The 20,613-nt window shown below is 68.5% G+C and carries 20 protein-coding genes; 6 read left to right on the top strand and 14 right to left on the bottom strand.

All coding sequences use genetic code 11. The annotated features are described in order from the left end of the window. Positions 1 to 59 precede the first annotated feature (59 nt). The 3 genes from ASD30_RS16290 to ASD30_RS16300 form a co-directional block, all read right to left on the bottom strand. Complete coding sequence (locus ASD30_RS16290; protein WP_056683603.1) at positions 60 to 899, bottom strand: hypothetical protein; 840 nt, start codon at positions 897 to 899, stop codon at positions 60 to 62. A gap of 78 nt (positions 900 to 977) precedes the next feature. After that, positions 978 to 1,463, bottom strand: coding sequence for a hypothetical protein (locus ASD30_RS16295; RefSeq protein WP_056683606.1), 486 nt, complete (start codon positions 1,461 to 1,463; stop codon positions 978 to 980). Positions 1,464 to 1,474: 11 nt separating this feature from the next. Further along, entirely contained in the window at positions 1,475 to 1,936 is a 462-nt protein-coding gene (locus ASD30_RS16300; RefSeq protein ID WP_056683609.1) for a nuclear transport factor 2 family protein, read from the bottom strand. A gap of 308 nt (positions 1,937 to 2,244) precedes the next feature. Between ASD30_RS16300 and ASD30_RS16305 the strand changes: the two genes are divergently transcribed. From ASD30_RS16305 to ASD30_RS16325, 6 genes are all read left to right on the top strand, one after another. After that, positions 2,245 to 2,658, top strand: coding sequence for an SCP2 sterol-binding domain-containing protein (locus ASD30_RS16305; RefSeq protein WP_056683612.1), 414 nt, complete (start codon positions 2,245 to 2,247; stop codon positions 2,656 to 2,658). A gap of 50 nt (positions 2,659 to 2,708) precedes the next feature. Continuing rightward, positions 2,709 to 3,944, top strand: a complete 1,236-nt coding sequence (locus tag ASD30_RS16310; protein WP_056683615.1) for an acyl-CoA dehydrogenase family protein — start codon at positions 2,709 to 2,711, stop codon at positions 3,942 to 3,944. A 192-nt stretch (positions 3,945 to 4,136) separates the two neighbouring features. Next, entirely contained in the window at positions 4,137 to 4,343 is a 207-nt protein-coding gene (locus tag ASD30_RS16315) for a hypothetical protein (RefSeq protein ID WP_156388746.1), read from the top strand. Then, complete coding sequence (locus ASD30_RS26670; RefSeq protein ID WP_156388747.1) at positions 4,340 to 4,504, top strand: hypothetical protein; 165 nt, start codon at positions 4,340 to 4,342, stop codon at positions 4,502 to 4,504. Before ASD30_RS16315 ends, ASD30_RS26670 begins: the two co-directional genes overlap by 4 nt. A 4-nt stretch (positions 4,505 to 4,508) precedes the next feature. Next, positions 4,509 to 4,838, top strand: coding sequence for a DMT family transporter (locus ASD30_RS16320; protein WP_056683622.1), 330 nt, complete (start codon positions 4,509 to 4,511; stop codon positions 4,836 to 4,838). A 45-nt stretch (positions 4,839 to 4,883) separates the two neighbouring features. After that, positions 4,884 to 5,267 (top strand): VOC family protein, encoded by a 384-nt coding sequence (locus ASD30_RS16325; protein ID WP_056683624.1) that lies wholly within the window; start codon positions 4,884 to 4,886, stop codon positions 5,265 to 5,267. Positions 5,268 to 5,278: 11 nt separating this feature from the next. Here the strand turns inward: ASD30_RS16325 and ASD30_RS16330 are convergent, their stop codons facing one another. The 11 genes from ASD30_RS16330 to ASD30_RS16380 form a co-directional block, all read right to left on the bottom strand. Further along, complete coding sequence (locus ASD30_RS16330; RefSeq protein ID WP_056683627.1) at positions 5,279 to 6,115, bottom strand: alpha/beta fold hydrolase; 837 nt, start codon at positions 6,113 to 6,115, stop codon at positions 5,279 to 5,281. Then, positions 6,112 to 7,536, bottom strand: coding sequence for a wax ester/triacylglycerol synthase domain-containing protein (locus ASD30_RS16335; RefSeq protein ID WP_200950088.1), 1,425 nt, complete (start codon positions 7,534 to 7,536; stop codon positions 6,112 to 6,114). The genes ASD30_RS16330 and ASD30_RS16335 overlap by 4 nt, the downstream gene beginning before the upstream one ends. Beyond that, positions 7,533 to 9,023 (bottom strand): HAD-IB family hydrolase, encoded by a 1,491-nt coding sequence (locus tag ASD30_RS16340; RefSeq protein ID WP_156393674.1) that lies wholly within the window; start codon positions 9,021 to 9,023, stop codon positions 7,533 to 7,535. Before ASD30_RS16340 ends, ASD30_RS16335 begins: the two co-directional genes overlap by 4 nt. Continuing rightward, positions 9,023 to 11,260 carry a glycerol-3-phosphate 1-O-acyltransferase gene (locus ASD30_RS16345; protein WP_056683633.1) on the bottom strand — a complete coding sequence of 746 codons (2,238 nt, stop codon included), beginning with the start codon at positions 11,258 to 11,260 and terminating at the stop codon, positions 9,023 to 9,025. Before ASD30_RS16345 ends, ASD30_RS16340 begins: the two co-directional genes overlap by 1 nt. After that, complete coding sequence (locus ASD30_RS16350; RefSeq protein WP_056683635.1) at positions 11,257 to 12,801, bottom strand: acyl-CoA synthetase; 1,545 nt, start codon at positions 12,799 to 12,801, stop codon at positions 11,257 to 11,259. Before ASD30_RS16350 ends, ASD30_RS16345 begins: the two co-directional genes overlap by 4 nt. A 220-nt stretch (positions 12,802 to 13,021) precedes the next feature. After that, complete coding sequence (locus tag ASD30_RS16355) at positions 13,022 to 14,176, bottom strand: acyl-CoA dehydrogenase family protein (protein WP_056683639.1); 1,155 nt, start codon at positions 14,174 to 14,176, stop codon at positions 13,022 to 13,024. A gap of 16 nt (positions 14,177 to 14,192) precedes the next feature. After that, positions 14,193 to 15,227, bottom strand: coding sequence for a TIGR03617 family F420-dependent LLM class oxidoreductase (locus ASD30_RS16360; RefSeq protein ID WP_056683642.1), 1,035 nt, complete (start codon positions 15,225 to 15,227; stop codon positions 14,193 to 14,195). After that, a complete protein-coding gene (locus tag ASD30_RS16365; protein ID WP_235532602.1) occupies positions 15,224 to 17,404 on the bottom strand; it encodes a 3-hydroxyacyl-CoA dehydrogenase NAD-binding domain-containing protein in 2,181 nt (726 codons plus the stop codon). Before ASD30_RS16365 ends, ASD30_RS16360 begins: the two co-directional genes overlap by 4 nt. 41 nt (positions 17,405 to 17,445) lie before the next feature. After that, on the bottom strand, positions 17,446 to 18,657 hold the full coding sequence (locus tag ASD30_RS16370; RefSeq protein WP_056683645.1) for an acetyl-CoA C-acetyltransferase: 1,212 nt from the start codon (positions 18,655 to 18,657) through the stop codon (positions 17,446 to 17,448). A 136-nt stretch (positions 18,658 to 18,793) separates the two neighbouring features. Then, entirely contained in the window at positions 18,794 to 19,243 is a 450-nt protein-coding gene (locus tag ASD30_RS16375; RefSeq protein ID WP_056683648.1) for a pyrimidine dimer DNA glycosylase/endonuclease V, read from the bottom strand. Further along, complete coding sequence (locus tag ASD30_RS16380) at positions 19,243 to 20,508, bottom strand: MFS transporter (RefSeq protein ID WP_235532603.1); 1,266 nt, start codon at positions 20,506 to 20,508, stop codon at positions 19,243 to 19,245. The genes ASD30_RS16375 and ASD30_RS16380 overlap by 1 nt, the downstream gene beginning before the upstream one ends. Positions 20,509 to 20,613 lie beyond the last annotated feature (105 nt).

The raw sequence follows: 20,613 nt of genomic DNA on the forward strand, positions 1-20,613 counted from the left end.
TTCCCGAGGATGAAGCCCCTGCCCCCTTGGGGTGAGGCCCCTCTCCTCCCCGGAACGGGCTACCGAACTGCCCCGGGAGAGGTGGTCGTCTCGGCCTCCTTGGGCGCGCCCATGCGCGGCTGCTGGGTCAGCAGGAGCTGAGAGGCCCACCACAGGGCAGTGGCCGCCAGCCCGACGCTTGCGAATGCGCTGAGGAAGAGCAGCCAGTCGCTCGGGTTCGCCGAGGAGTTCTGCAGGATCACCGTCGGGAACCCCGCACCCAGGACGTCGAATGCGAAGTTGCACGGGAAGAGCGCGAACAGCGCAAGGTGGTGCACCTGGCGGGTGGCCTTGAGGCTCAGCACCGCGGCCAGCACCGCGAACCCGGTGATCTGGGTTCCCTCCATGAAGGCGATGAAGAGTGGGTAGTCCAGCACTCGCCACGGCGACTCGCCGTAGTAGACGTAGAGGTCGAGGTTGATTGCGGTGATCTCGAAAGCGGCGGTCGTGCACGTGGTCAGTGCCGCGATCCTGAAGATCCGCGCCCTGGTCGTTCCCCTGCTCAGCGAGCGGTAGAGGACGAGGGCCGGAAGGCCGAACACCATGACGTACGCCGGCATGACCCAGACCGGTTGTGGCAGGCCGAAGCTGGTGAAGAGCGTCCACTGGTCGCCGTTGTCCAGCCAGTGCAGGTGGTAGGCGATGTCGTACATCGGCTCGATGAGGCTGCCCGTGGCAACGGCCAGGACCAGGACGACCGGCAGGATGGAGCGTTCGTCACGCGCGATCCTGACCGCGTAGGCCAGGAGGATCGCAGTGCCGGCCCAGAGCACCAGCGTCGCGACCGTCTGCATGGTCGTGTTCAGGGGCAGGTCGTACGGCGGCGAGGGGGGTTGGGGAACGCTGACGGAGAGGAGCATGGGCTTTCCTTCTGACAGGTCGGGGGATGCCGAACGGCCGAAGACAGAGATGTCTCCGGCCGTCGGCTGGCGGCGGTGTCAGCCGAGGGAAGCCGGGTCGAAGCCCTCTTCCCAGTAGTGCGGGGTGATCAACGGAAGGCCCAGCTGCTGGAAGACCGGGTTCTCGTTCACGAACGACGAGTCCAGGATGATCTTGCCGTCCTCGTTGAACTCCAGGAACGTGGAGCCCTTGCTGGTCAGCGTCTTTCCCTCGACGGGGAACCCTCGGTAGGTGTCGGCGCCCTCGACCTTCCAGTCCCAGTGGAAGAACAGGTGACCGTTGCCCTCGAAGGCGTCGGTCACGGTGACGGACTGGACGCCCAGACCGTTGTCGAGGTCCTTGTTGGTGAAGATCGCCAACTGCTCGGTGAACTCCGAGTCCTGGGAGATCGTGTCGCCCAGATGGTCGACGACCATCCGGGTCTCGATGCAGAACTCCTCGGAACCGGCGTACAGCTCGCGGTGGGCGCTCAGGTCGTTGTGGCGGGTCTCGGCCCACTTCTTGGCGAATTCAAGGTTCGTCATGTCAGCGCCTCTCAGACGTTCGCGGGGGTCTTGGCGGCGAATGCGACCTTGCTCGCACCCGGTACGCCGACGTCGGCCAGGATCGAACCGGAGTCCCACCACGACGACTCACGGACGATGCGTCCGTCGTCGTCGTACTGGTGGAAGGTGTGGCCCTGGGCGAAGAAGGGCTTGTCCTCGACATCGAAGCCGATGAAGTTGGTGCAGTCCTCCGGGGACCACTCCCAACGGATCAGGCCGCTCTTGTGGTCACCGATGTAGCCGCGGATGCGGAAGTTGTGCACACCGAGACCGTTCGTGCGGTCCTTGTTGGCGTACAGCGTGAAGATCCGGCCGAGGTCGCCCTTGTCACGGATCTGGTACTGGTCGAGGATCGGGTCCTCGAACACGAAGTCGTCGGCGTACATCGCACAGATCGCCTCCGAGCTGTCACGGAACGCCTTCAACCACTTGACGGCAAATGCGTAGTTCATGGTTTCTCCTTGTCTGGTCCAGCTGCTGGGTCCGTCGGTCCATGTGAGACGAACCACACGACATCGACCGTAGGAGCGACCGCGCTGGCGGACTTCCCCCCGCGGGAGGATCCCTACTGCTCTTCGGAGGGGCGCCCGGTCCGGCAGAGCGACGAGACAGCGCGGTTGCACCCCTTGGGAGATGCAAGACCCCACTTGGGGGTGACGCGCCCGCCACTCGTGCCGTCCTACCGTCGATCCGGGTCGTGACCAGACCCACCGGCACCGCCCGAGCAGCACCGCTGGGGCCCACACCTGGAGGTACGACGTTGAGCACGTTCAAGGACGCTGACGAGGTCTATGCCTACATCGGCAAGGCCATGGAGGCCTGTGTCTCCGACCCGAAGTTCGTCGAGGCAACCAAGGACGGCACGCTCGTCGTCCTGATCAAGCAGACCGACCCGGAGTCCTACATCCTGGTCGACTTCCCCGGCCAGAAGGTGCTCGTGGGGGATGCGGCAGCAGCCGCGTCCTCGACCGTGCAGCTGCGGATGAGCTCGGACAACGCGAACCGGTTCTGGCAGGGGAAGCTCAACTTCACCCTTGCCATGGCGCAGCGCAAGGTCAAGCTCGACGGCAAGCGCACCACCGCCATGGGCCTGCTGCCCCTGACCGGGCCGATCTTCGAGACCTACAAGGCCATCCTCACCGAGGCCGGCCGCGAGGACCTGCTCGTCGGCTGACGGCCGTTCCTCTCCCTCTGCCACACGGCAACGACACGACTGGAGCCACCATGACTGAATCAATCACCGAAGCCGAGTTCGACAAGGTCTTCGCAGAGGCCGAGAAGCTCTCGGAGTTCTTCCGAGAGATCGGCCCGAAGTACGACACCGAGAACACGTTCGCCTACCCGTCCATCGAGGCGTTCAAGAAGAGCGGCCTCGGGGCCCTCCCCGTGCCCAAGCAGTACGGCGGCATGGGCGGCGACCTGCTCGCCACGTCGAAGGTGGTCAGCGAGCTGTCCAAGGGCGACTCCGCGATCACCCTCGCCTACAACATGCACTACATCATGGTCGGCATCACGATGGGCCTGATGAGCGAGACCCAGAACAAGTACTGGCTGGGTCGGGTGGCCGACGGCGACATCATGTTCGGCCCGTTCTCCGAGCAGCGCGCCGGCTTCAGCGGCCTGGCCGATATGAAGGCGATCCCCCAGGAGGGCGGCGGCTGGAGGCTCTACGGCAAGAAGACATGGGGCACGCTCTGCGAGGCCGCCGACATCATCACCACCAACGCCACCATCACCGACGCCGACGGCAACCTTCCGGAGAACTTCGAGGACCGGGTCAACGCCGAGTCCTTCTTCATCGGTGAGTTCCAGGTCGACGAGAACGGCCAGGGCGACGGCATCAGCATCGTGAAGACATGGGACGCCCTGGGCATGCACGCCACGGGCACCCAGACCATCGTCTTCGACGGCTACTACGTGCCCGAGGACGGCTTCATCTGCGAGTGGCGCTCCGGCGCGTTCGGCGTACTCGAGTGGGCGTCGCTCATGTTCGCCAGCATCTACCTCGGCATGCAGTCGCGCATCCTCGAGGAGTCCCGCGCGGTCCTGTCCAAGAAGACCCTGGGTGCCGTCTTCGGCGCCACGGTTGCCGCGGACGTCAAGGTGTCCAACGTCGGGCACATCATCGACGGCGTCGGTGACATGGCCTCGCGCTACGAGCTGTCCCGCCGAGTGCTCTACCGCACCTGCACCGAGGTCACCGAGGGGTACGACGACAACTGGCCCATGGAGCTCAGGTTCCCCTACATCGGGCTGGCCAAGACCTTCATCGCGGACAACGTCATGCACATGAGCCGGCACGCCATGAGCATGGTCGGTGGCTCGTCCTTCAAGAAGGGCGCCATCTTCGAGCGCCTCTACCGCGACTCGGCCGCCTCCATGTTCCAGCCGCTGAACGCGGACCAGTCGCGCACGTTCATCGGTGAGCAGCTGCTCGCCCCGGAGGAGCTCGAGGACTGATCCGCCCCCCGATCCGCCCGGCCGTCGCAACCGCTCCCGACTCTGCGACGGCCGGGCGTTCTCCATTTCCGGCCCCGTCCCAAGCCGGCTCAACCCCAAGGGAGGACACACCCACCTCCCCGGGACGATGTGGCCGGTCCCCCGGATCCGTAGCGTCATAAGCCCAAACATCCTCAACAGGTGGTGATCAAGATGGAGACAGAAACCGCTCCGGAGGTCCTTCTCGATCGGCTCCGTCGTGAGCTGCTTCGTCTGGCCAAGGCCGAGGAGGAGATCGCTCTCTCCGAGTCCGCGAACGTGCACTACTGGGAGCCCTCGCCGCTCTCCGCAATCGCGCACCGCGCCGCGGCGACCCTGCTTCGCGAGAACGCGAGCCGGATCGGCGGGACCGCCGCATGAGTGCGACCGCTACCGTGCGTGGGACGAGGTCTGTCTGGCACACGGTCACGCTGCCCGTCGAGGGGCTCTCCCGCGAGGTCGAACGCCTGCGCCGGAACGGCGCGGTCATCACCGGCAGTCGCCGTACGGCAGACGGCTACGTCCTCACGTACGTGGTGTGACGCGATGTGGTGGTGGTTGGCCCTGGCCATTGCGAGCGAGGTCGCCGCGACTCTGTCGCTGCGGGCCTCGGAGTCCTTCACCCGTTTGGTGCCGTCGGTCTTCGTGACGATCGGTTACGCAATCGCCTTCTACGCGCTCTCGAAGGCCCTCACGAACGGCATGACCGTCGCGACGGCGTACGCCGTCTGGTCGGGGATGGGCATGTTCGTGATCGCCGCACTCGGCACCCTGCTCTTCAAGGAGCAGCTCAGCCTCACCCAGGTGGCCGGGCTCGCCCTGATCGTGGTCGGCATCATCGCGTTGCAGTTGGGCGCCACCACGGCCCAGGCCTGAGTCCGGACCGGGCGCCCGTCACGGCGTGCGTGCGAGGCTGAACGCATGGACGTCCTGAGCAGTCGGATCCTGCTGCACCCCACGAACCCGCCACGGAGCCACGCGTTCTATCGCGACACGCTCGGCCTGGCCATCCACCGGGAGTTCGGGACTCCGGGCAACCCCGGCGTGGTGTTCTTCCTGGGCAACGGCCTGCTCGAGGTCAGTGGCCAGGCAAACGAGCCGCCGCAGGGCATCGCCGTCTGGATCCAGGTCCGCGACCTCGAGGCCGAGCAGCGGCGGTTGCGGGACGCCGGAGTTCGCATCGTTCGTGAATCCCGTCGGGAGCCTTGGGGACTGCAGGAGATGTGGATCGAGGACCCCGACGGCGTCCGCCTCGTGCTGGTCGAGGTTCCGGCGGACCATCCTCTTCGCAAGGACACCCGGTAGCCGACGACCGGTCAGGTCGTGGTGCCCGCGGACGCCGCCGGGACGCGGGCGGTGAACTCGAGGATCGTCCGGCTCACCAGCCGGGGATCGTCGTACATCGGCACGTGACCGACCCCGCGAAGTGGCACCAGCTCGGCGTGCGGGATGAGGTCCCTGTAGACGCGCCCGTAAGGTTCGTAGGGAATGGTCCGGTCGGCCACCGGCCAGACCAGTCGCACCGGACAGGCGCTGTCGATGTCGAACCTGTCGATCGATCCGTGCTGGTCGATCCACCTGAGCAGCCCCTCGAGCAGCAGACAGGCGCGCGTCTCCTCCACCATCTGCAACGCGACGTCGTTCGGGATCAGGTCCCCTCGCTCGAGTGCCAGGCCGAGGGCGGCACGTCGCAGTCCGGGCCGTGACATGAGGTTCCGGGTCGACGACCACTGCGCACTCCGCCGGGTCAACCGCATCAGCCGGACGATCCGCTGCTGGGCGGCCCGGGTGTCCCAGGCTCCCGCCGGCGAGAACGCGACCACCGACATGGCCCGGCCTCGCTGGGCCAGCTCACAGGCGACCCAGCCGCCCAGGGAGTTCCCGACCAGGTGGGCACGGTCGATCCCCTGCCGGTCGAGCATCTCCTCCACCGCGTCCGCGACGGGTCCGATCCCATGGGCTCCCGCGACGAGGCCGGGGCCTCCGAGGTGACCGGCCAGGGTTGGCGCGAGGACGGTGTGCTGCTCCTCCAGGGCGGGCACCACCGGTCGCCAGATCTTCCAGGTCATGTTGATGCCGTGGAGCAGGACCAACGGGCTTCCGCCCCCGCCCCGGTGCATCTCGAGCCCAGGTGACTCGGGCGTCGCGGTCACCGCAGCCACCTGGCGGCTCCGGCATCCGGTCCGGCGAGGGCCAACACCTCGGTGAAGCCGTCCTCGAGGGAGGACAGGAACAAGTCACCGTCGGTGAACGCGGCCGCGTCGTAGTTGACCCCGATGCAGCAGGTCGCCAGGTGCGACACGAGAGTGATCATCGCGGGGCAGCCCGGCAGCGGCGCGAAGGGATAGAGGCGTTCGACCCTGGTGCCTGCGAAGTGGACCTCCTCGCGGGCACCGGGAACGTTGCTCGCCTGGAGGTCGCTGCTCCTGGCCATGTCACCGGCGATCTGCGCGATCACCGAGGCCGGCAGCCGGGCCAGCAGCGGGGCCAGCACCCTGATGTTGTCGAGCGCTGGCTCCTGCCGTGCGGTCCGGACCAGCTCACCGATCGCCTCGATCCGCTCCCGGGGGTCAGTCACGCCCACCGGCCCGGCGAGGCGCGCGGTGGCGAAGCGGTTGCCGCCACCGCCGTCGCCGTCGCGGCGTACCGAGATCGGGATCGCCATCGGGATCGCGTCGACCGGTGCGCCGAACCCCTCGTGGTAACGGCGGTAGCCGCCGAGGAGGGCGGCGATGTAGGCATCGTTCAGCGAGCCACCTGCCGCCTTGGCCGCGGCCCGGAGGGAGGCCAGGTCGACGTCCAGGGCGGCATAGCGCCAGTTCACGCTTCGCCCGGCCAGCAGGGGCGAGGGGGCGGCGGGTGGCGGCGAGAGGACCCGCTGCAGGGAGAGCCCGTAGCGGACGCCGTCGAGCAGGGACTTCCCCGGATCGGCGACGACCCGTCGTGCCGCGGCACCGGCCCGGCGTACGACCGAGGGTGCGGAGCGGGCCGAGTCGAGGGCCTGTGCACCGAGAGCGCCCCATGCGGTCATCCCGCCCCGTTCCGGGCGGGGACCTGCGCGCTTGGTAGTCGGCAGAGAGGAGTGCAGCATCTTCATCAGCTGCAGCGTTCCGACCCCGTCGGTCGAGGCGTGGTGCAGCTTCAGAACGTACGCCGCCCGACCGTCGGGCAGGCCTTCGAACAGCGTTGCCTCCCACGGCGGACGACTGCGGTCGAACGGGCTCATCGCGATCTGCTCGGCCGCGGAGAACAGGTCCTTCCAGGTGGCACCCGAGCGGAGGGTCGAGCGTCGCAGGTGGAAGTGCAGGTCGAACTGGGGATCCGGCGACCAGCGCGGTGCGGCCAGGCCGAACGGCGGTTCGACCACGCGGTGCCGCAGTCGCGGCACCCCCACGAGCGCGTGCTGGTGCGTGGCCACGAAGTCGGCCCAGTCGGGGGCCCGGTCGAGCACCTCGAGCGCGATCATGGTGGACTTCAATGCGGGATCCGCCTCGGCCCGCCACATGACTGTCTCGATGGGGTTCATCGCAGGGTCCTGGCCCCATCCGTCCTGGGCGATGGCCGTGGCGTTCACGAGGTCTCTCCTTGTGCACGGCCCGACGGAAGGGCCGGCAGGTCCGGTCGACCCGGCCAATGGGCGAGGGTCTGGACGAACTGGTCGCGTACGTCGCTGACGTGTCGCTCGATCGACTCGACTCTCCAGTCGGTCGTCTGCACCGGCGGGAGTACGACGACTTCGACGACCCCGGGGCGCAGCGTCTGGGCTCCGCGCCACATGACGTCGCCGGCACCACGCAACACGATCGGCACCATCGGCACCCCTGCCTGCATGGCGATGTGGAAGGCGCCCTTCTTGAATGGACCGAGGCGCGGTGTCGGCGACCGCGTGCCCTCGGGGGAGAGCGCCAACGAGACCCCCTCGTCGCGGATCTTCGCAATCGCCGGGGCGAGCGCCCGCTTGGCCTTCTCGACGTCGCCCGTGCGCTCGACGAACGCGACGCCGGCGATCTGGAACAGCTGGCCGAAGCCGGGGATCTTCCTCGCCTCCGCCTTGGCGACCCCGGTCCAGCGCTGGCGGAGCAGCTTCATCACGATGACCGGGTCGAGCTTGCTCTGGTGATTGAAGACGAACACGCAGGGCCGTGCGCCCCAGAGGTGCTCGTGTCCCTCGATCACGTCGACGGTCACGCCGGCCAGCGCGAGGCCGACGTCGGACCCGACGCTGCCGGTGATGTCGAAGACCTGCGAGCGGGACCGGTTCAGCAAGCCCAGCCCGATGCCGGCCCCGAACGCGGTGGCGAAGGCGCCGTAGAAGCCAGCGGTCCGTGCGATGTCCTTCACGCTCGGGCGACCAGTGCGGGGCACGCAGTCCAGGACCGCCCAGCCGCGCTCGCCGGCCTCGGCGCGCAGGCCCGGCTCTGGAGAGACCGCGACGGCGTTGCCGACGGCGGAGAGGAAGGGGATGTCCTCGGTTCCGTTGCTGTAGGCGTGGGAGCGGGCCAGATCGAGGTTCTCGACGGCGGCCAGTTCCGTGACGGCGTCCGACTTGCCCCTGCCCCACAACGGAGCGCCCAGGACCCGCCCGGTCATCACCCCGTCGTCGACCTCGAGTCGGGTGCAGAGGGTGTGCTGGGCGTCGAGTGCGTCGGCCATCGGCTGCACCTGGAACCTCGTCGCCGAGGAAGCAAGGACGACGGTGTGGCCCATGTCGTGGTGCGCCTTCACCAGCTCCCACACCTCGAGGTGCAGTCGACCCGCAATGCTCTCCTTGAACAGGGTCTCGCCCAGCTCGATCAGCTCGACCTCGGTCTTGCCGGCCCAGGCCCGGCAGCTGAGCTCGAGCAGGCTGAGGAACTCGGCAGCGGTGTTGACGCCACGGAAGCCGGCCCACACGGTCTGGGCGAGTTCGCTGAGGCCGATCTCGCGGCCACGGACCCGGTGTCCGTAGAACGCCGACGCCGAGAATCCAGTGATCACGGTGCCGTCGTAGTCGAAGAACGCGCCGATCTCGGGGCCTCCAGGGCCCGCGTAGATCTTCCGGAGGAGGGTGTCGAGGCTCATCACGTCTCGCGCTCCTTCAGGATCTCTTCCTCGAGATCGGCGATCCGGCTCATCCGGGCGAGGACGTCCGTCACTGTGGCGGCGAACTCGACCCGCGCCCGGCGTACGGTCTCGGCGTCGCCCTCGACGAGGCCACGGTGCCTGGCCAGTTTCAGCGCGGTGGCGTAGAGCTCTCGGGAAACGGAGTCGGCGCGGTGCAGACGCCCCTGCAGCCACATCTGGTGACCGAGACCGAGGCACTCGACCAGCAGTGCCTCCTCGTCCAGGGGGATGCCGGGCTCCTTGCTGAGCAGCGCCTCCGCGACCACGAGCTGGGCGTCGAAGAACGAACGGAACGCGCGGTGGGCGACCAGCACCTTCGAGGAGGCTAGGAGGTTCGCCAGCCCACTCTCGGTGCCGGCCCTCTCGAACCAGTCGGGATCGAACAGCTCGCACTCCGCGACGACGTCAGCCCGGAACTGCCTGGTGGTCGGGAAGAAGAACTCGAACTTCAGCAGGTCGCGCAGCCGCACCGCCTCGGCGTACGCCTCGTCACGCGGGTTCGTGTCTTCCTCGCCGTCGCCCACGTGGAGCAGCGCGAGCTCGACGATGGCCCGCGTCACGAGATGGTGGATCGCCCCGTTCCGGTAGAACGCGGCGACCCGGTGCTGACCCGGCGAGACCGACCAGACCGGCTCGGGGCCCCCCGAGTAGAGCGTGGTGACCCCCGACTCCACGAGCTTGTCCAGCGTCTCGAGGACGGCGTCGTCCGAGCGGAGCACGTCGGCCGGCCCGGCGAGACCGCGCGAGTCCAGGTAGTCGAGGAGCGGGAGTGCCACCCGACGGATCTCGGCCAGCGTCAAGGCCCGGTGATGCGTACCCAGAAGTGCGAACGTGACCAGGGCCGTGGGAGTCATCAGGGTCGCGCGGTTGATGCCGTCGCAGATCCGGAACGCCACCTTCTCCAGCTGCGCATTTCCCTCGCCGGCGTCGGCGAGTGCCTCTCTCAGTGAGAACGGCTCCCCGAACTGCACCCATGCATTGCCGCTGTTCCTCAGCTGACCACGGACGTAGCGGGCCAGCCAACGACTGCCCTCGGCGGCCTTCTTGGCGCCACCCTGCTCATCGGAGAGCGCGCCCACCTCGGACATGTGGTCGTAGACGATCGACACCGGGACCAGCTGGACGTCGTCGGTCCGGTTCTCCCGGAGCGCGCGGGTCAGGTAGGAGAGCAGCCCGAACTTCGGCGGCCGCAGCTTCCCGGTGCGGGTCCGCCCGCCCTCGATGTACCACTCGAGGTTGAACCGCTTGGCCGCCAGATGGGCCAGATACTCACGCAGCGCCAGCTTGTAGGCGCCGTCGTTGGCGTTGGCCCGGCGGATGAAGACCATTCCGGCGCGTTTGCCCAGCGGACCGATCGGCCAGATCGCCATGTTCGCGCCCCCCAGCGTGTGGTTGCGCGGGAAGTCGTGGGTGTGCAGCACCTCGCCGAGCACCAGCGGGTCGGCGTACGAACGATGGGCGGGCAGGAAGATCAGGGCACTCTTCTTGTTCAGCGCCCGGAGCGGCTCGAGGCTGTCCTGGTCGACGTGGACCTTCCACGCACGGGAGTGCATCGGGGAGAGCACCGTTCGGTAGGCGTCGATGGCGGCCGGGCTCTGGACGGCGACCAACTCGGTCAGGCAGTCCTGCACCTCGTCGAAGACCGCGTCGTACGTCGTGCCCGTCTCGGCCGCGAAGGCGCGCACCTTGTCGCGCAGTCGCGCCGAGGAGGCGATCTGCTCCGCGACGCGACGCGGCACCTTGTAGCGGTCGCCGATCAGGCGTCGTTCGGCCCGATCGCTGGACAGGATCGCCGCGTGCCTGATGAATTCCTCCATCGAGTCGCCGCCCTGGTGTTCCTCCGCGAAGCGCCTGCGCAGGTCGGCCAGGGTGGCCGCCTCCCCGACGACGATGGTCACCGCTCCGGGGACACGTCGCGCCAGCAACGGCTGGGCGACGGGCCAGGGTCGCAACGGTGTGAGATGGCCGAGCACGTCGGTGGCCCGGCGGGTGCTGCTGCCCGGCGCGGCGACCCAGGCCACCCGCGCCGGCACCAGCAGGGCCTCTTCGTCGAACTGCTCCGCCAGCCACCCGTCGTCGACTCCCCGGACGCACGAGCCGGGATGCGTCTCCCGTGCCCACTCGGTGACGAGTCGTCGCTCGGTGCGTGAGCGCACGTCGTGGAGCACGACGACCGGCCGCGTCGTGACGGTCATCCCTTGGCCGCCTTCACGTACGCATCGCGCAGGATCCCCTTGACGAGCTTGCCTGTTGGCGTTCTCGGGAGGCTCTCGGAGAAGTCGATGCTCCTCGGCACCTTGAAGTGCGCCATCCGGTCACGCACGAACGCGAGAAGCTCCTGCTCGAGTGCGGGCCCGGTCTCGACACCCGGAGCCGGTTGGACGACGGCCTTGACCTGCTCCCCCATCTCGTCGTCGGGAATGCCGAAGACCGCGAGGTCGAGCACCTTCGGGTGCAGGGCCAGGCAGTCCTCGACCTCTTGCGGGTAGATGTTCACACCACCCGAGATGATCATGAACGCCTTGCGATCGGTGAGGAACAGGTAGCCGTCCTCGTCGACGTAGCCGATGTCACCGATGGTCGTCCACGTCTCGTGGTCAGGGTGCTGGGAGGCCCGGGTCTTGTCGGGGTCGTTGTGATAGGCGAACGGCATCGTGTCGCGCTCGAAGTAGACGGAGCCGACCCGGCCGGCGTCCAGCACCTCGCCGTCCTCACCGCAGATCCGCAGGGTTCCCAGGCCCGCCTTGCCGACCGAACCGGGCCTCTCGAGCCACTGCTCGGAGTTGATCAGCGTCAGGCCGTTGCCCTCGGTGCCGCCGTAGTACTCGTGCAGGACCGGACCCCACCAGTCGATCATCTGCTGCTTCACGTCCACCGGGCAGGGCGCGGCCGCGTGGATCGCGCAGGCCAGCGTCGAGACGTCGTACGACGCACGCACGTCGGGGTCGAGCTTCAACATGCGCACGAACATGGTGGGCACCCATTGGCTGTGGGTGACGCCGTACTTCTCGACGGCCTCCAGGGACCGCACCGCGTCGAACTTCTTGCCGAGCACCAGGGTGCCGCCGAAGTAGTGGACGATGCCGCCGAAGCGAAGCGGCGCCGCGTGGTAGCCGGGTGCCGGTGAGTAGTAGACGGTGTCGGGGCCGAAGCCGTACATCGGACCGAAGACCCCGGCGAAGGGGTCGCCGGGCTCGCTGACGAGGTGCTCCGGCAGCGGTGGCTTGACGCCCTTCGGCTGGCCGGTCGTGCCCGAGGAGTAGAGCATGTCGGCGCCGCGGCGCTGATCGGCGAGCGGCTCGGCAGACACCTTGGCCAGCGCGTCCTCGAAGGAGTCGTGTCCGCGGATGGCGCCGCCGAACGCGAGCCGCAGCTCGATGCCCGGGCTCTGCGCGACCAACGCCTCGGCCAGGTCGGACACCTCAGCCGATGCGACGAGGGCACGGGCACCGCAGTCCCGCACGATGTAGCCGGCCTCGTCGGCCGACAGGTTGTAGTTGACCCCGGTCACGTACAGCCCGGAGCGCAGTGCGGCCCAGTAGGTCACGAAGAGCTCGAGGGAGTTCGGCGTCAGGAAGGCGACGTGGTCTCCTCGTCGCAGGCCTGAGTCGTGGAAGACCCGGGCCAACCGCGCAGTGGCCTCGTCGAGCTCGGCGTAGGTGAGTGAGGCACCCGTGTCGGCGACGACGATGGCGGTCTTGTCCGGGGTGGACGTGGCGAAGGTTCCTGGGTACACGCTCTCTCCTGCCTGGGTGACAAGGCTGCCGGGAGGTCCTCGGCCGGCGCTCGCGGACCTCCCGGCAGGTGCAGCGAGACCAACGATGGAGCACCGACTGGGGCGGGCGGATCACCCCCAGGAAGCAAATGCCTCCTCCCGCCGGGCCGGGCGAGGAACGGCTGGGACAGGGTCGGCTTCACCGGAATCGCGGCGGTCGGTCGCGTCAGCCGGGAATGCGTCAGTAGGACCTCGGCAGCCCCAGCGAGTGCTGCGCGACGTAGTTGAGAATCATCTCCCGGTTCACCGGGGCAATGCGCAACACGCGAGCCAGGCCCCACAGCGGGATGAGTCCGTATTCGGTCGCCACCCCGTTGCCCCCGTGGCACTGGATTGCCGCGTCGAGCGCGGCCAGCGCCGCCTCGGCCGCGAGGTACTTCGCCATGTTGGACGCCTCACCGGCGGGCAGCTTCTGGTCATGGAGCCAGGCTGCCCGTGCCGTCATCAGGGCAGCAGCGTCGATGTCGATCCGGGCGGCGGCCAGCGCGTGCGCCACTGCCTGGTGGGAGCCGATGGGCACCCCCCAGACGGACCGGCTGTTCGCATACTCGGCGGCGCGGGCGAGCGCATACCGACCGATGCCGACCAGGAGTGCCGCACCGGTCACCCGTTCGGGATTGAGGCCGTGGAACACCTGCTTGAATCCGGCGCCCTCGACGCCGATGAGGCGATCGGCCGGGACGCGCACGTCGTCGAAGAACAGGGTGAACTGACGCTCGGGCAGGCTGACCGCGACCGGCAACGGTTGCGCCACCAGACCCGGAGCATCCGTGTCGACCACGAAGAGGGAGAGCTCCGCGACACCGGTCTCCGGATCGGTACCGGTGCTTGCCACGACCAGCACGGCGTCGGCGACGTCGATGCCGGAGATGTAGTGCTTCGTTCCGCTGAGGACGTACTCGTCGCCGTCGCGTCGGGCCGTGGTGGCGAGGTCATGCGCGTTCGAACCGGCCTCGGGCTCGGTGATCGCGAAGACGACACGGCCCTGGCCGCTGGCGAGCCGCGGCAACCATTGACGACGTTGCTGTGGTGTGCCGAACTCGGCGATCACCTCCCCGCTGATGGCACTGGCCACGAGCAGCAGGAGCAGTGGACACCCCGCCGCAGCGGTCTCCTCCACCACGACGGACAACTCGGCGAGACCGGCCCCGCCCCCGCCGTACTCCTCCGGGATGTTGATGCCGATGAACCCGCGCTCACCCAGCGCGAGCCACAGCTCCTCGGTGAACTCCCTTGCCTCTGCCTTCTTCGTGTAGTAGTCGTTGCCGAAGCTGCCACTGATTCCCGCCACTGCTGCCCGCAGTGCACGGTGCTCTTCGCTGGTCTGGAAGTCCATCGAGTGCTCCTGGGGTTCAGCCGGCAGCGATGCCGGCCACGACGGTCGCGCGGGCGGCCGCGCTGAGCGGGTACGGCGTGTAGAGGGTGAAGCGGTCGATGACCTCTCCGAAGCGACGGCTGATCTCGGCAGCGACCTCACTGGGACCACCGACGACGGCGAAGGCGTTCAGCACGTCGTCGTCGACCAGATCGTCCATCTCGGCCCACCGGCCCGCGACGGAAAGTTGGTGCAGCTCCTCGTGGAGCCCCTCCCAGCCGTGCAGCTGGAGGACCGATCGGTACGCCGGGGTCGCACCGTAGAACGCGATCTGGTGCCGCACCGCCGCGATCCCCGCGAGCAGCTCCTCCTCGGATGCGCCGGTTGCCACCATGCCCGGGTAGGCGATCACGAAGGAGGCCCGGTCACGCCGGTTGGCATCGAGCGTGCCCTCGATCAGGGGCAGCGTGGTCTCACGCAGGTAGCGCTCTGTCGTGAAGCCGTGGATGAAGATCCCGTCGGCGACGGAAGCAGCGACCTCAGTCATCCGCGGGCCCACGGCTGCCAGGAACACCGGCGGTCTCCCCCACGGGTGGTGTGCCGGAGTGAACATCGGGGTCATCAACGTGTGGTTGTAGAAGTCGCCGCGGAAGTCGAGGCGGTCACCCGACTCCCAGCTGTCCCAGATCGCATGCAGTGCGCCGATGAATTCGGCCATTCGCGCGGTCGGCCTCGACCAAGGCATTCCGTAGCGCCGCTCGATGTGTGCCTTGACCTGTGTGCCGAGCCCGAGGACGAATCGCCCACCGCTGAAACCCTGAAGGTCGTGGGCGGACGAGGCAACCGTCATCGGGCTGCGTCCGAACGCGACCGCCACCGCGGTCCCCACCGTCATCTCCCGGGTGTGCTCGGCAGCGATCAACGGCGGAAAGAACGGGTCCCGTCCGACCTCGGTGCTCCAGACACCGTTGAAACCGCACGCCTCCGCAGTGGACAGTTGGTCGATGAGAGTCGGCAGGTCGCCACCCTCGGAGCCGTCGATCTGGCCGCCGATGTTGGCGTCGACCTTCATGCTCCCGATCCCTCGGAGACGGTCTCGGCCAGGGAGGCCGGCGGGCGGAAGCGGGAGCCGTACTGCTCGGCCAACTGCTCAGCGCGCGCCACGAACCCGGGACGTCCGCCGTCGAACTGGTCGAGGAACCGGAGGACCCCACCCGTCCACGCAGGGAAGCCGATGCCGAGAAGGGAACCGACGTTGGCATCCGACGGCGCCTCGATCACGCCCTCGGAGTGGGCGGCCCACGCCTCGAGAACCTCGGCGAAGAGAAGCCTGTCGGCCAGGTCCCCCACCGTCGGAATGTCGTCACCCGGGGGGAAGGCCTCCGTGAGGCCGGGCCAGAACCCGGTACGTCGTCCCTTCTCGTCGTAGTCGTAGAAACCACCACCGCCCGCGCGCCCCACGCGTCCGAGGTCGATGAGCCGGTCGAAGGTCGTGTGGCCGGGATGGGCCTCCCATTCCTGACCGGCGACCGTCGCAGCAGACCGCGCCTCCTCGCGTACGTCCCGCGGCAGCGTCAGGGTCAGCTCGTCGAGGAGCTGGAGCGCCCCCGCGGGGTAGCCCGCCTGCAGGGAGGCCTGCTCGATGCTGGCCGGGGCGACCCCCTCACCCACCATGGCAACGGCCTCGTTGAGTCGAGAGATGATCACGCGGCTGGTGAAGAAGCCACGGCTGTCATTGACCACGATCGGCGTCTTCCCCAGCTGCAGCACCAGGTCAAAGGCCTTGGCGAGAGTGGCGTCGGAGGTGGCTTCCCCGCGAATGATCTCCACCAGCGGCATGCGATCCACGGGAGAGAAGAAGTGCACGCCTACGAAGTCCTCCGGGCGCCGCACCGAGGCGGCGAGTGAGGTGATCGGGAGGGTGGACGTGTTCGAACCGAGAACCGTGTCCTGCCCGACCACGCCCTCGACCCTGCCGAAGACCTCGGCCTTCAGCTCCGCGTTCTCGAAGACTGCCTCGATGACGAAGTCCACGTCAGCGAGATCCTCCACGCGGTCAGAGACGGTGATCCGGTTCAGCAGCGCGTCCTGGTCAGCCTGGGTGCGCTGTCCACGACTCACGGCCTTGGCCTCGACCTTCTCCGCATGGGCGCGCCCCTTCTGCGCGCCGGCCAGTGTCGTGTCGACCAGGACCACGTCGATGCCGATCTTCGCCGATGCGTAGGCGATTCCGGCGCCCATCATTCCGGCGCCGACCACGCCGATCCGCCTCGCCCGGTACGACGGCTGATCGTTCGGCCGGCTGGCACCCCCCTTGATCGCCTGGAGGTCGAAGAAGTTCAGGTTGATCAGGTTCTTCGAGATCTGGGCCGTGGCGAGCTCCACGAAGTAGCGGGTCTCGATCAGGCCTGCCGTGTCGATGTCGACCTGGGCACCCTCGACCGCCGCGGCCAGGATGGCGCGCTGGGCGGGGGCCGGAGCACCTCCGGTCCTGGCCCGGAGCGTGGAGGCGAGGAAGGGAAGATCCGCACTCAGGGCGCCCCTGGTCGGAGTGCCGCCCGGGATGGCGAAACCCTTGGCGTCCCACGGTTGCGCGGCGTCGGGGTTCTCGACGATCCATTGCCTGGCTCTCGACAGCAGCTCGTCCGCCGACTTCACCAGCTCGTCAACCAGGCCGAGCTCCTGCGCCTGCTGCGGACGGAACCGCCTGCCCGACAGCAGGACGTCGTCGAGCGCCTTGCGCACTCCGAGGAGCCGCACAGTTCGAATGATGCCGCCGCTGGCGGGCAGGAGGCCCAGACCCACCTCCGGCAGACCCAGTTGCACCCTCGGCGAGTCCAGCACCACCCGGTGGTGGGTCGCGAGTGCCAGCTCGAGGCCTCCGCCGAGCGCGGATCCGTTGATCGCAGCGACGACCGGGCGGCCGAGACCTTCGAGCAATCTCAGCTGGCCCTTGAGGTGGTTGAGGTGCTGGGTGAATCGGGTGGCGTCCTCGGGTCCGAGGGCCACGATCTCCTCGAGGTCACCTCCCGCCACGAAGGTGGACTTGCCTGAGGTGATGACGACTCCGGAGATCGAGTCCCGTTCCGCCCGCAGGCGCTCCACCGTCTCCGCCAGCTCCGCGACGAAGCGCGCGTGGACGGTGTTCACGCCCTGGGTGGGGTCGTCGATGGTGAGGACGACAATGCCGTCGTCCTCCTTGCGCCAGGTGAAGATCGGCTGATCGCCGGATGTCGGAACGCTGGTCACGTGCTTCTCCTCAGTGGTTTCTGGAGTGGGGTCCGGCCGGGTCACAGGCGCTCGATGATGGTGGCGATCCCCATGCCGCCGCCCACGCACAGGGTCACCAGGGCACGTCGCTCCTGCCGAAGCTCGAGCTCGTCGAGGACGGTCGAGACGAGCATCGCTCCGGTCGCCCCTAGGGGGTGCCCCATCGCGATGGCACCGCCATTGACGTTGACCTTCTCGGCCGGGATCTTGAGGTCCTTCATCCACTTCAGCACCACCGACGCGAAGGCCTCGTTGAGCTCGAAGAGATCGATGTCGGCCAGCGTGAGGCCCGCGGTCGCCAGGACCTTCTCGGTGGCCGGCTTCGGGCCGGTCAGCATGATCGTCGGGTCGGCGGCAGTGATCGCCGTGGCCACCACACGACCCCGCGGCTCCAGGCCGAGGTCCCGACCGACCTGCTCGCTGCCCAGGAGCACCAGCGCGGCCCCGTCGACGATCCCTGACGAGTTGGCGCCTGTGTGCACGTGGTTGATCCGATCCACCGTGTGGTACTTCTGCAGGGCGACCGCGTCGAACCCCAGTTTGGTCCCCGGGACCTCGAAGGACGGCGCCAGTTCACCGAGCGAGGCGACCGTCGACTCCGGGCGCCGGTGCTCGTCGTGATCGAGAACGAGCACACCGTTCTGATCCACGACGGGTACGACGGAGCGCTTGAACCGGCCTTGGGACCACGCCGCCTCGGCGCGCTGCTGGGACGTCACCGCAAAACCGTCGACGTCTTCCCTGCTGAAGCCCTCAAGGGTCGCGATCAGGTCGGCGCCGATGCCCTGGGGCACGAAGTGGTGGTCGTAGGTCGTGGTCGGGTCGGTGAAGAGCGCCCCGCCGTCCGACATCATCGGCACGCGCGACATGGACTCCACTCCACCTGCCAGGACCATGCGGTCCCAGCCGGAACGAACCTTCGCTGCGGCGATGTTCGTGGCCTCCAGGCCCGAGGCGCAGTAGCGGTTGATCTGGACGCCGGCAACGGTCTCCGGAAGCCCCGAGACCTGCGCGACCGCCTTGGCGATGTCACCGCCCTGCTCGCCGATCGGGGTGACGACACCGAGAACAATGTCGTCGATCACGGAGGGATCCAGCTCGGGCAGACGGCCCCGCAGCTCATCGACCAGGCCTGCCACCAGGTCGACCGGCTTCGTTCCGTGAAGTGCGCCCTTCTTGCCACGCCCACGGGGCGTCCGGATCGCCTCGTAGATCATCGCCTCGTGCGTCATGCGTGCTCCTTCGTCGGTCGGCCCGAACGACGCTAGAAGGCGGCCTGCGCGACGGCATCACCCTCCGGGGGGAGGTTGCGGCACCCGCCGGGTGGGAGCTTGCCGGAAAGGAGGGCCCAGAGCGACCGAGCTCGGGTCAGTCGGGCCGCGGCGCGGGGAGCACGACCTCCCACGGCTCGACCGGACCCGGGTGCACGACGAACAGCGAGTGCACCCGGGCCTCGGTGGCAAGGAGGGACAGGTGCCTCTCCGGATCGCGCAGCGCCACCTTGGCCAGCAGATGCCGCCACTCGTGGGCGACCTGGCCCTCGGTGACCGGCATCCGCAGGGCCGGGTCGGCCTCGGTGACGACGCGGGCCCGGTCGAAGTTGTAGCCCCTCGCGTCGGCCTCGTCGGCGATGCCGTGCAGGTACGTCGCCACGGCGGCGACCGGATCGTCCGTAGCCCGGAACCGGGTGAGCTGCGGGTGGTTGCGATAGCCCTCGGTCAGGCCTCGCAGCACCTTCTGGGCCAGCAGGGTCTCGCGCCAGCAAGCGACCAGGCCCTTCACGTCGAGCTGCTCCGGGTGCAGCGACCAGACCCGCATCAGTCGGCCCTCGCCAGCCGGTAGCGCATGAACGCGGGTGCGGCGATCGCCGCTGCGATGGTCAGCACCACGACGAGTACGCCCCCACCTGCCGCCGCGGTCGCCGTACCGGCCATGGCCGCGGCGCCCCCGTGGGCGACGTCCGCGATGCGCGGGCCGCCGGCGACCACCACGATGAAGACGCCCTGGAGCCGTCCGCGCACCTCGTCGGAGGCGGCGCTCTGCAGCATGCTCTGCCGGAACGCCGCCGAGACCATGTCGGCCGCACCTCCGACCATCAGCATCGCGATCGCGGCGCCGAGCATCACGCCGCCGCTCCCGTTGGCGAACCCGACGAAGAGGCCGAAGAACGCAATCGCCAGCCCCCACACGAGAATCGCGATGATCACTGCCCTCCCCTGCCGCTCGACGCGGGAGACCCAGCCGGAAAAGACGCCGCCGATCACCGCGCCGGCGGGGATGGCCGCGAAGAGCAGTGCGAAGGCGATGCCACCGTTGCTCGGGCCGCCGAAGTCGCTGTCCGCCATCTCGGGGAAGAGGGCGCGCGGCATGCCGAAGACCATCGCGATGATGTCGACGACGAACGACATCATCAGCACCGGGTGGCCGCGCAGGTAGGCCAGCCCGTCGATGACCGAGCGCAGGCCCGGGGTGCTGGTCACTCCCTCGATCGGCAGCGCCGGCAGGGCGACCACCGCCGAGAGGGTGGCGAAGAGGGTCACCGTGTCTGCCAGGTAGAGCCAGGCGTAGCCGAGCACCGGGATCAGCGCGCCGCCGATCATCGGGCCGGCGATCGCGCCGGCCATCATCACGGTCATGTTCAGGGAGTTGGCCGCCGGGAGCAGCCGCATCGGCAGGATCTTGGGCAGCACGGCGCTGCGAGTCGGCTGGTTGATCGCGAAGAAGGCCTGCTGCACGGCGAAGAGGCCGAGCAGGAGCCACACGTTCTCGTTGCCGAGGGCGGCCTGCACGCAGAAGAGCCCACTGGTGACGATCAGCCCGATCGTCGTGCAGAGCAGGAGCGTCCGCCGGTCCATCGCGTCGGCGAGCGCGCCACCCCAGAGCCCGAAGACGACCAGGGGCACGAGGCCGAAGACTCCGGTTAGGCCGACGTACGCCGAGGAACCGGTGATCGCGTAGATCTGGGCCGGTACGACGACCACGGTGAGCTGGGCACCGATGACGGTGATGATGTTGGCGATCCAGAGCCGACGGAAGTGGTCGTTGCGCAGTGGCGCGGTGTCGGCCATCAGTCCCCTCAGCACGAGTGACGACGCTACCCGCCGACCTGTCGCCAGTTCTTGCCGACCTGTCGCCAGTTTTGAGCGACCCGTCGCCAGTTCTTGTCGACCCGTCGCCAGTTTTGAGCG

Source organism: Nocardioides sp. Root140 (genome assembly GCF_001426745.1).
Taxonomy (GTDB): Bacteria; Actinomycetota; Actinomycetes; order Propionibacteriales; family Nocardioidaceae; genus Nocardioides.

Coding starts and splice junctions, on each gene's coding strand:
- ASD30_RS26670 (WP_156388747.1), top strand. CDS start 4,340: ATGAGTGCGACCGCTACCGTGCGTGGGACGAGGTCTGTCTGGCACACG.
- ASD30_RS16370 (WP_056683645.1), bottom strand. CDS start 18,657: ATGACGCACGAGGCGATGATCTACGAGGCGATCCGGACGCCCCGTGGG.
- ASD30_RS16320 (WP_056683622.1), top strand. CDS start 4,509: ATGTGGTGGTGGTTGGCCCTGGCCATTGCGAGCGAGGTCGCCGCGACT.
- ASD30_RS16375 (WP_056683648.1), bottom strand. CDS start 19,243: ATGCGGGTCTGGTCGCTGCACCCGGAGCAGCTCGACGTGAAGGGCCTG.
- ASD30_RS16315 (WP_156388746.1), top strand. CDS start 4,137: ATGGAGACAGAAACCGCTCCGGAGGTCCTTCTCGATCGGCTCCGTCGT.
- ASD30_RS16360 (WP_056683642.1), bottom strand. CDS start 15,227: ATGAAGGTCGACGCCAACATCGGCGGCCAGATCGACGGCTCCGAGGGT.
- ASD30_RS16345 (WP_056683633.1), bottom strand. CDS start 11,260: ATGACCGTCACGACGCGGCCGGTCGTCGTGCTCCACGACGTGCGCTCA.
- ASD30_RS16310 (WP_056683615.1), top strand. CDS start 2,709: ATGACTGAATCAATCACCGAAGCCGAGTTCGACAAGGTCTTCGCAGAG.
- ASD30_RS16290 (WP_056683603.1), bottom strand. CDS start 899: ATGCTCCTCTCCGTCAGCGTTCCCCAACCCCCCTCGCCGCCGTACGAC.
- ASD30_RS16340 (WP_156393674.1), bottom strand. CDS start 9,023: ATGAGCCTCGACACCCTCCTCCGGAAGATCTACGCGGGCCCTGGAGGC.
- ASD30_RS16325 (WP_056683624.1), top strand. CDS start 4,884: ATGGACGTCCTGAGCAGTCGGATCCTGCTGCACCCCACGAACCCGCCA.
- ASD30_RS16300 (WP_056683609.1), bottom strand. CDS start 1,936: ATGAACTACGCATTTGCCGTCAAGTGGTTGAAGGCGTTCCGTGACAGC.
- ASD30_RS16295 (WP_056683606.1), bottom strand. CDS start 1,463: ATGACGAACCTTGAATTCGCCAAGAAGTGGGCCGAGACCCGCCACAAC.
- ASD30_RS16355 (WP_056683639.1), bottom strand. CDS start 14,176: ATGGACTTCCAGACCAGCGAAGAGCACCGTGCACTGCGGGCAGCAGTG.